Genomic DNA, 9998 nt, shown 5'->3' with positions numbered 1-9998 from the left:
AAAAAAACACAAAACTCCCCGGCGACCTCATTTTTTTTTAAACCCCCCGGGCCGCGGTTTTTTCGGGCGGGGGGCGCCCGGGGGGGGGGGGCCCCCGCCCCCCCCCCCCCCCCCCCTGCCTCGGGACTCGTGCTGTCGGTGTACGGGACGCAGCGCTCGGACCTGCCTGCGTCGACGGCGCCGCACGGCCCGTCGGGCGAAGGCGGGATTGCCGGCTGGAGCGGCGAGGGCGGGAGACGACCGAGCCGAACCAGCACATCCGCGAGCTGAAATATGGGGGGCGTGACGTGCTGAAACCCATGTGTGGTCCGCTGATTGAAATGTCCGGAACGGCGCGGCGCCGTCCTCGTTCGCCAGTGCCCGGAGGGCCGCGCAGAGTCCCGCACCGTGTCGCCCGCCGATGCCGGAGCGAGGAGATCTTGGAGCTGCCGGTGAACACCGTCGGCAGGTCAGGGCTGCGCTCGGTTCGGCCGTACGACCTGCGGGGGTGGCTGAGCCGGCCGGGCAAACGGGCGACGGCCCGGACTTCGTGCACCTCTCCCTCCTCCGTCCCGTCTCATCGAAAGTGCACGCGTAGTCGTTCCTTCGCCATGAAGGAACTCCGAACTGGTGGCCACCAATAGTCAGGCATGTCCCATTGATACCGGGGGTACGCAATGCAGGCATTAAGGTTGCTCGTCGCCGAAGAGAAACACCTGATCCGTGGAGCGCTCGTGAACTTACTCGAAACCGAGCGTGATCTGCAGGTGGTCGCCAGCATCGGTCGCGGCGATATGGTCATTCCCACCGTTCAGGAATGCAAGCCCGATGTAGCGATCATCGATCTTGACATATCCAACGCGAGTGGCCTGACACTGGCGGAGAGAATACACGAGACCCTGCCCTCCTGCCGGACCGTGGTACTCGCCGGTTCGGCGCGACCGGGCATAGCGCTGCGGGCGCGCACGGCGAAGGTCGCCGGCCTGCTGCTCAAGACAGCCCCGCCCGAACGCCTGCCGGAGGCGGTACGCGAGGTGGCCTCCGGCCGCGCCTTCGTCGACCCGTATCTGGCCAAGCTCATATGGGACGCCGAGGAGAATCCCCTCTCCGAGCGGGAAGTGGAGGTCCTGAAGCATGTCGCACAGGGCGCGGAGCCGATAGAGATAGCTGCCGCACTTCGGCTCTCGATCGGCACCATACGCAATTACCTGACAGCGATCCTGACAAAACTCAACGCACGTAACAAGGTCGATGCCATCCGTATTGCGTTGGAGAACGGCTGGCTGCCCTGACCGCACCTCGCCTCCAGCATGCGCGAACCCACTGGAGGAAAGGGACCCTGGCAATTGCGGACATCCGGCTGTACGGTACCGGCGTTGACGACCACCGATGAAGGGCCAAGTAGTCCGAGACCGGGTCGACAATAGCTGCTGCATCCACGCTCGATTCGTATTGGGCGGCCGGCGGTGTCCCGTCGACAGGACACCGCACGCCCCACGTCACGTCGCCGAGATCAACCCAGCGGCAAGGACGGAAGGAGCGTCACGTGTTCGTCCCTCGCGTCTACCAAGAACCGGATGAATCCTGGAAGGTGGACCTTGTCCGCAGCAATCCTCTGGCTCAATTGGTCAGCAATGGAGGGGAAGGAGATCCTCCGTGGGTGACCCATGTGCCGATCATCATGGACCCCTACGAGGCAGAACCGGTGACGCGCCTGTCGGGCATTACCCTGTGGGGCCACATGAACAGGGCGAACCCTCACTGGAAGGCCCTCGGGACCAGCACTCCCGTGGTCGTCACATTCACCGGCCCGCACGCGTATGTCTCGCCCACCGTGTACGAATGCACGCCCGCGGCACCCACCTGGAACTTCACCACTGTTCATGCGAGGGGCGTGCTGCGTAAGGTTGAGTCCGAGGGCGACACGCTGGCGACCGTTCAGGAAACGGTGCGGATATTCGAGGTCGAATTCGGAGACGGCTGGTCCATGGAAGAATCCGTCGACTATTTTCATCGGATTCTACCCGGCGTAGGGGCGTTCCGGATCTCCGTCTCCCTCGCGGACGGCATGTTCAAGCTCAGCCAGGAGCAGCCCCCGCATATTCGTGAACGGGTTCGGTCCTCGTTCGCCCGGCGAGGATCGTCCGTCCACCGTGACGTCGCGTCACTCATGGGCCGGCTCGGAAGGGAGGCCCTCGACCCCACGGCGGCGCGCTCGTCCGCAGCCCCGCCACCATCTTCGGGAACGCGTTAGCGAGGAAACATGTCCGCCTTGTCCTTTCCGCTGGTCTGTCTCCCCTTCGCCGGGAGCGGAGCGGGCTTCTACCGCGCCTGGTGCAAGAGACCAGACCTCGGCGTCACCGTGTTACCGGTGCAGCTGCCGGGCCGCGAGGAACTGTTCTCCGAGGAGCCGTTCACCGATGTGGCCGAGGCATCGGCGAAGCTCGCGCCCCAGGTCGCCGAGATCACTGCGGGCATCGCCCGTTTCGGGCTCTTCGGCCACAGCCTCGGCGCCGTGCTGTCGTACGAGATCGCCCGCGAACTCGTACGGCTCGGCCATCCTGGCTTGGCACACCTCTACGTCAGCGGCTCCCCCGGTCCCCACGTCGGTCGTGACGACAGGGCGACCGGCCTCGACGACGAGGGATTCCTCGAGCGCGTCGAAGAGTTCGCCGGCTACCGGCATGAGGCATTCGACAACGCGGACCTGCGGGACCTGCTGCTGCCCTCGCTCCGCGCGGACGTGGCCATGCACGAGAACTACAAGCCGTCCTCGAACGAGCCCCTCGACATACCGGTGACCTCACTCCGGGGGGTGGACGACACCCTGGTCACCAGGGAAGACGCTCAGCAGTGGCGTGAGGTCACCCGGGGGACGTTCAGCTATCGGGAGCTCCCGGGCGGACACATGTATCTGACCGACGGTCCCGACGCACTGCTCCGAGCTCTCGGTCGCGGCTGAGCTGGACGGGAAGCGTGCCCATGAGCAGGTCACTCGAAGGCAGAACCGCCGTGATCACAGGAGCGGCCCGCGGGATCGGCCGCACATGCGCCCTGAGATTCGCACGTGAGGGTGCCGACCTGGCACTCCTCGACATCGCCACAGACCTCGACGGCGTGGACTACCCGCTGGGCAGCCGCGAGCAGCTCGACCACACGGCGAAGCTGTGCGAACGGGACGGCAGTGCCGTCATCACCGCGACGGTCGACGTGCGCGATCCGGCGGGCGTCCACGCGGCGGTCACCGCGGCGCTCACCCGCTTCGGCTCGATCGACGCGCTCATCAACAACGCGGGGATCGCGGCTCCGTCGGGTGTGCCGGTTCATGAGATCGACGAGCCGGACTGGGCGCTCATGCTCGACGTCAACCTGTCCGGCACATGGCGGATGATCAAGGCGGTCGCGCCGTCCATGGTGGAGCAGAGGTCGGGCAGCATCGTGAACGTGGCTTCGACCGCCGGACTGGTCGGCTACCGCAATTTCGGCGGATACGTGACTGCCAAGCACGGGCTCATCGGCCTGACCAAGGCGGCTGCCCTCGACTACGCGCCTCACCAGGTACGGGTCAACGCGCTGTGCCCCGGTTCCGTGCGCGACGATCCGCTGGTCGAGGGCCGGATGCTCGGGGAGATCTCACGTTCGCTCCGGCTCCCGGACGAGGAGTTCGAGCAGATCTTCCTCCGGGATCAGCCGATGAACGACCTCGTCGAGCCCGCCGACGTCGCGGGGGCCGCGGTGTGGCTGACCGGTGACGACTCCCGTCGGGTGACCGGGACGGTGCTCACCGTCGACGCGGGATTCACCAGCAGGTGAGGACTCAACACCACTCCGACGCGGCAGGGGGGCCGAGCGTGGCGACAACGACCGGGACACCGCACTGCACGGTCGACGGGACCAGACCTCCCGCGGCTTCGATCCACCCCATGGTGCCCTTCCGGCAGGTCCTGCCCGCACCGGGCCGCGGCTGCCACGCCCTGATCGCGAGGCTGCCCGGCTCGGTCCAGGCGCGGCAGGTCCACCGGGGCTGGGAGGAAGCGGCCCAGCGATGGCCCGCCCTGCTCCGGTCACCGCTGTGGGAGACCTCCGTACCGGCGCCGCAGAACGCCCCGGCCGCCCGCGAGCGGGCGCGCCGCGAAGCGTTACGTCCTGTCCTCGGTGCCCGCTCTCCACTGCGCGCGGTCCTGTTGCGGTACGCCGATGGTGTCGCCGACCTCGTGCTTGTGGCGGACCACTCCCGGGTCCCGCGCGTGGTACTCGACCAGATCGCCGACGCCGTGGTCACCGGCTCGGCGCCGACCGCGACGCTCCCTCTTCCGCTTCCGCTTCCGGACGAGGCGGCGCCGCCGCCGGCGCGGTGGGCCCCCGTGGAGTGGGGACTGGGAGACCCGAATCGCGCAAGAACGGTCAGTGCCCGCACGCTCGTCCTGCCCCGGCTCGCCGGCCACGGCATACAGACGGTCGCCGGCGCTGTCGCCCTCACCCTTGCCCGGTACTCGGGCGAGAGTGCCGTCCGGCTCGGGCTGATCGACGCGGATGGCGATCGGTACGAGACCGCCGTCGTGTGCGTGGGCGACATCGACGAAGAGCAGAGCCCGGCCGACTACCTCACGCAGATCGACACCGCGCTCGACACCGCGTGCGGCCCGGAGGCGGGACCCGGACTCCCCGCACTGGGCGTCGTGTTCTCCTCCGGGAACGGCGACCGCGTCCATCTGCCGTTCCAGACGCCCCCCTTCCCGCTCACCATTCACGTCGCGGAGCGGCCCGACGGCTCATCGGAGGCGTCCTGCTGGTTCGATGAGGGCGCGGTGTGCCCACCCGTCGCCGCGATGTTCTGCGCCGGTGTCGAGCGGCTGACCGCACGGCTCGCGGGGGACGCCGGCGAGCCGACGCTGTCGATGATCCCGCTGCTGGCCCCGGAGGAGACGGCGCGGATCCTGCGTCTGGGCCGCGACGACGTCCCGCCGCCCGGTACCGGCGGCGTACGCATCGACCAGCGCTTCGAGGAGGGGGCGCGCCAGTGGCCGGACGCGGTGGCCGTCGTGGACGACGAGGGTGAGCTGACCTACCGGCAGCTCCAGGAGCGCGCGGACGGCGTCGCTGCGGGTCTGCGCGCCATCGGCCTGGCCCCGGCGAGCAAGGTCGGTGTCTGCCTGGACCGTGACGCCTCCCTCGTCATCGCCCTGCTCGGCATCCTCAAGGCGGGATGCGCCTACGTCCCGATGGATCGTCAGTACCCCCCGGAACGACTGAGGTACGTCGTCGAGGATGCCCGGCTGTCCGTGGTCATCACCGACCCCGCGGACTTTCCGGCGATCGGCGGTGTCCGAGCGGTCCCGCTCACCGATCTGAGCGCCGCAGGTGACCGTGACCGGAGGGCGCCGCGATCGCCCAGGACCGCCGACGTCCCCGCCTACGTGATCTACACGTCGGGGTCGACGGGCCGCCCCAAAGGCGTGGTCGTCCCGCACCGCAATGTCATCTCTTTGCTCGACGCCACCGCCGAGGAATGTGCGCTGGGCCCCGACGACGTGTGGACGCTTTTTCATTCCAGCGCGTTCGACTTCTCGGTCTGGGAGATATGGGGGTGTCTGCTGACCGGCGGGCGACTCGTCGTCGTGCCGTATTGGACGGCACGCGATGCGGACGGATTCCGCGGCCTGCTGGCGGAGCAGCGGGTCACGGTGCTCAATCAGACTCCGTCGGCATTCGTTCCGCTGAGCCAAGCCGACCGGCGGGCTGAAGGCGATCTTTCTGTGCGGCTGCTGATATTCGGGGGCGAATCGCTCGACGTGCGACTGCTCGCACCGTGGTTCGCCCGGTATTCGCCCACCCGGTGCCGCGTGGTCAACATGTTCGGGATCACCGAGACCACCGTGCACGCCACCGCGCACCCGGTGACCCCTGCCGATGTGGTGACGGGCTCGCGGACGGTGGGCCGTGCTTTGCCGGGCTGGTCGGTCTCCGTCCGCGACCCGCGGGGCCGCGTGCTGCCGCCGGGCGCGGCGGGAGAGATCCACATCGGCGGCGCGGGCCTCGCGGAGGGGTATCTGGGCAGACCCGACCTGACGGCGCAGCGGTTCGTCATCGACGAGGAAACGGGGGAGCGGCTCTACCGGAGCGGCGACCGGGGCAGGCTGCGCCCCGACGGCCGGCTCGACCACCTGGGGCGGCTCGACGACCAGGTCAAGATCCGCGGCCATCGCATCGAACTGGGCGAGATCCGCTCCGTGCTGGCCGCCGACCCCCGGGTGAGCGCGGCCGTCGTCACCGTCCGCCAGGCGTCCGCGGACGACCCCGCGAGCAGCAGGATCGACGGCTACGTCGTGCTCGCCGAGCGCTGCGGCACTCGGGAGATCCTCGCCGACACCCGCCGGCTCCTGCCCGACTACATGGTGCCGGCGACACTCACCGAGATCTCCTCGGTCCCGCTCACCACGAACGGGAAGCCGGATATGGCGCGGCTCCCGCAGCCGTCGTCCGGGCCGGGCGGTCGGTCCGGCGGCGAGGAGGGTGCGGGGGACGCGCCCGGTCCCGGCGGACTGGCCGCGGAGATCCTCGGCATCTGGAGCCGCTGTCTGCGGACGGCGGCCGCCCCCGACGACAACTTCTTCGAGCTGGGCGGCAACTCGCTGCTGGTGCTCCGGGTCATCACCGCCATGCGGGAAAAGGGAATGCCCGAGATCAGCCCTCGGGATTTTTACATCAACTCGAACGCGAGCCGATTCATCAGGCTTGTGGAAGAGCGCCGCGGCGGTGAAAACCGGGATGAATCTTGACAGCGGGTAACCCCTATTGAACGATAGGGTCCTGCTTTATTTCTCAGAGACTCCATGGAAGGACGCGTTCAAAATGCGCGTTGACGAATGGAATGTCCATCCGGCCCATGTATGGATACATGGGCAGCGCCCGGAGAAGATCGTCGATTACGACGAGAGCCTAAAAATGTGGAACGTCTACGGCTATCCGGAGGCGGTCGAAATACTCACCCAGCCCACCGTCTTCTCCAATAATTGCGGACGGCTGGACCCCATCGACCTGCCCGAGGACATCTGTGCCGGTGACTTCTCCCAGATGGACCCACCCGAACACCGCAAGGTGCGCGGGCTGGTCGAGTTCGCCTTCAGCCCGAAGCTCGTGGCCGGCCTGGAGCAGCGGGTCGAGGCACTGGTCCACGAACTGCTCGACGAACTGGCCGGCAGGGAGGGGTTCGACCTGGTGACGGACCTGTCGACGCCGCTTCCGATGACCGTGATCTGCGAGCTCCTGGGCGTTCCCCGTGAGGACCGTGCCCGGATCCACCGCTGGTCCCAGGAGATGGCCGGCTCCGACGACTTCGAGCCGCCCGAGGTCGCTCAGGAGGACACGTACGCACTCCAGCGTGCGTTCGATCTGCTGCGCGAGATGCGCGAGTACTGGACCGGGCTGGCGCGGGAGCGCCGGCGGCGGCCGGGCGAGGACCTACTCAGCCACCTCGTGCACGTGGAGGTCGAGGGCGAGCGGCTGGGCGAGACCGAGGTGTTCAACATCGCCAATCGCCTGATGATCAACGGCCACCACAGCACGTCCATGCTCCTCAGCAACACGATGCTGATCCTGGACGCGTTCCCCGACCAGGCGGCGCGGGTGCGCGCGGACCGGTCGCTGCTGACCCCCATGATCGAGGAGTCTCTGCGGTTCTTCTCCCCCGTCACGACGGTCGGCAAGGCCACCAACACCGACGTCGTACTGGCCGGCACGCACATCCCCAAGGACCAGCTGGTCATGGTGTGGACGGGCGCGGCCAACCGGGACGAGCGCGCGTTCGACAGCCCTCATACCTTCGACCCCGCCCGGACTCCCAACCCGCATCTGGGATTCGGCCGGGGGGTTCACTTCTGCGTGGGCAGACGGCTCGGTCGTATGACCGTCAGGACCGCGGTGAACGCCCTGCTGGATCGTTTCCCCACGCTGCGCACCGATCCGGCGAGTCCACCCTCATTCATCCAGATCGCTGACGCCGGGGGCATGGAGAGCATGCCCGTCCTGGTCAGCTGACCCGCCCGGCAGAGGGAGAGTGCACCATGACCACGGTCGTCGACCGGTGGGACATCCACCCGGAACATCGCTGGCTGCGCGGCGAACGGACCGAGAGGCCGGTCCAGTACGACGAGTCCCAAAAGCTCTGGAATGTCTATGGATATGACGAGTGCCGGGAGATACTGAGCGACCACCGGACCTTCTCCTCCGGCACGGCGCGCCTGCTCCCCGTCAGCGTCGAGGACTCCCTCATCGAGGGCGATCTGTCGCAGATGGACCAACCGGAGCACCGCAAATTCCGCAAGCTGCTGACCCCGGCCTTCTCCCCCAAGCTCATCGAGGCCATGGGACCGCGGATCACCGCGGTCACGAACGAGCTGCTCGACGCGGTGGAGGGCAAGCCCGTCATCGAGCTTGTCGCCGATCTGGCCTATCCGTTGCCGGTCATCGTCATCGCCGAACTGCTGGGCATCCCCGCGAGCGACCGCGACATGTTCAAGGGGTGGGCGGACAACGTCATCGAAAGCTTCAGCGGATTCTCCTCCCTCGACTCCGAGCAGGGGGCCGAGGACATCCGTGAGGGCACGGAGCGGATGCGGCCGCTGCTGGACTATCTGGCGGGGCACCTCGCGGAACGCCGTAAGCGGCCCCGTGGGGACCTGATGAGCCATCTGGCCACCGCCGAGATCGACGGGGAGAGGCTCACCGACAACGAGGCGGTCAACCTCGCCAACATCATGCTGATCACCGGGCACATCACCACCTCGATGGTCCTCGGCAACACCATGCTGTGCCTGGACGCCTACCCCGAACAGGGCGAGCGGGTGCGCGCGAACCGGTCTCTCGTCCCGGGCGCCATCGAGGACGCGCTGCGGCTGCTGCCACCGTCGACGGTGCTCACCCGGGCCACCGAGACCGAGGCAGAGGTGGCCGGGCAGCTCATTCCGAAGGACCAGTTGGTCTTCCTGTGGCTGGGGGCGGCCAATCGCGACCCACGGGAGTTCAAGGATCCCGGGCAGTACGACCCCGGCAGGGACCCCAACCCCCATTTCGGGTTCGGCTGGGGAATCCACTTCTGCATCGGCGCCGGACTGGCCCGTCTCGAAGGCCGCATCGCGATGAACGCGCTGCTGGATCACTTCCCCGTACTGCGTACCGACCCCGGCTCCCCGCCCGGCTTCTTCGAGACGCCCGACATGATCGGCGTCAAGACGCTGCCTCTTCACACCACCTGACGAGGGATACACCACGATGCAATCACCGCTGCCCACGATGGTGTCCGGATACGTGCCCGCGCAGATTCTTCACACCACCGCGGAGCTGGGACTCGCCGACGCGCTCGCCGATGCCCCTCAGGAGTATCAGCAACTCGCCCGGCAAACGGGGGCGGACCCGTCCGCACTGTGCCGTCTGCTGCGCGCCCTGGTCGGCCTGGGCCTGGTGGAACAGCTCGACGACGAGCGGTTCGCCCTCACCGAACTCGGCGGCCTGCTGCGCAGCGGCACGCCCGGCTCATTCCGTGACGACGTGCTCTTGTCCATCACGCCGGAACTGTGGCAGGCGTGGGGGGCACTCACACAGGTCGTGCGGACCGGCGAGCCTTGGCGGCACCCCGGCACGGGGATGACGGCCCACGAGTCGGCGCTGCGGGATCCGCGGCTGTCGGCGATGTATCGCGCGGCCAAGGGGCGAAGCACCCAGGAGTTCACGACCGGCCTCACACAAGTCTACGACTTCTCCCGGTTCGAGACGATCGCCGATCTCGGCGGCGACGACGGCGTCCTCATGGCCGCGATCCTGACGGCTGTGCCCGGCCTGCGCGGCGTGCTGTACGACCTGCCCGCGGCACTCGACGGCGCGCGGGCCACCCTCGAAGCGGCCGGGGTCGCCGAGCGTTGGGGGGGGGGCGGGGAGGGGCCGCGCGGCCCCGCGCGGCGGGGGGCCGCCCGCCCTGCCGGGCAGCACAGAATGCCACGCCGCGAGGCCGCCGCCGCGGCGGC

Annotated in this window: 8 protein-coding genes; all 8 read left to right on the top strand. The window is 68.3% G+C overall.

All coding sequences use genetic code 11. The features are described 5' to 3' along the window. The first annotated feature begins 656 nt into the window (after positions 1 to 656). Positions 657 to 1271, top strand: a complete 615-nt coding sequence (locus ACFXB5_RS30080) for a DNA-binding response regulator (RefSeq protein ID WP_385213477.1) — start codon at positions 657 to 659, stop codon at positions 1269 to 1271. Positions 1272 to 1525: 254 nt separating this feature from the next. Beyond that, positions 1526 to 2233: an FMN-binding negative transcriptional regulator gene (locus ACFXB5_RS30075; RefSeq protein ID WP_385213475.1), complete on the top strand. Its 708-nt coding sequence runs from the start codon at positions 1526 to 1528 to the stop codon at positions 2231 to 2233. A 9-nt stretch (positions 2234 to 2242) separates the two neighbouring features. Then, complete coding sequence (locus tag ACFXB5_RS30070) at positions 2243 to 2941, top strand: thioesterase II family protein (protein WP_385213473.1); 699 nt, start codon at positions 2243 to 2245, stop codon at positions 2939 to 2941. A gap of 20 nt (positions 2942 to 2961) precedes the next feature. Then, positions 2962 to 3792, top strand: coding sequence for a mycofactocin-coupled SDR family oxidoreductase (locus ACFXB5_RS30065; RefSeq protein ID WP_385213470.1), 831 nt, complete (start codon positions 2962 to 2964; stop codon positions 3790 to 3792). Positions 3793 to 3830: 38 nt separating this feature from the next. Then, on the top strand, positions 3831 to 6758 hold the full coding sequence (locus tag ACFXB5_RS30060; RefSeq protein WP_385213467.1) for an amino acid adenylation domain-containing protein: 2928 nt from the start codon (positions 3831 to 3833) through the stop codon (positions 6756 to 6758). A 73-nt stretch (positions 6759 to 6831) separates the two neighbouring features. Next, positions 6832 to 8016 carry a cytochrome P450 gene (locus ACFXB5_RS30055; RefSeq protein WP_385213465.1) on the top strand — a complete coding sequence of 395 codons (1185 nt, stop codon included), beginning with the start codon at positions 6832 to 6834 and terminating at the stop codon, positions 8014 to 8016. A 26-nt stretch (positions 8017 to 8042) separates the two neighbouring features. Continuing rightward, positions 8043 to 9233, top strand: coding sequence for a cytochrome P450 (locus tag ACFXB5_RS30050; protein ID WP_385213461.1), 1191 nt, complete (start codon positions 8043 to 8045; stop codon positions 9231 to 9233). Positions 9234 to 9249: 16 nt separating this feature from the next. Beyond that, positions 9250 to 9998: methyltransferase (locus ACFXB5_RS30045; RefSeq protein WP_385213458.1), on the top strand; the 749-nt coding region annotated here is incomplete at its 3' end.

The organism is Streptomyces sp. NPDC059455 (assembly GCF_042750115.1).
Classification (GTDB): Bacteria; Actinomycetota; Actinomycetes; order Streptomycetales; family Streptomycetaceae; genus Streptomyces; species Streptomyces endocoffeicus.
This window is presented reverse-complemented; position numbering and strand designations above follow the sequence as displayed.

Excerpts from the sequence above, each read along its gene's own strand:
- ACFXB5_RS30080 (WP_385213477.1), top strand. The coding sequence starts at position 657 with ATGCAGGCATTAAGGTTGCTCGTCGCCGAAGAGAAACACCTGATCCGT.
- ACFXB5_RS30070 (WP_385213473.1), top strand. The coding sequence starts at position 2,243 with ATGTCCGCCTTGTCCTTTCCGCTGGTCTGTCTCCCCTTCGCCGGGAGC.
- ACFXB5_RS30065 (WP_385213470.1), top strand. The coding sequence starts at position 2,962 with ATGAGCAGGTCACTCGAAGGCAGAACCGCCGTGATCACAGGAGCGGCC.
- ACFXB5_RS30055 (WP_385213465.1), top strand. The coding sequence starts at position 6,832 with ATGCGCGTTGACGAATGGAATGTCCATCCGGCCCATGTATGGATACAT.
- ACFXB5_RS30050 (WP_385213461.1), top strand. The coding sequence starts at position 8,043 with ATGACCACGGTCGTCGACCGGTGGGACATCCACCCGGAACATCGCTGG.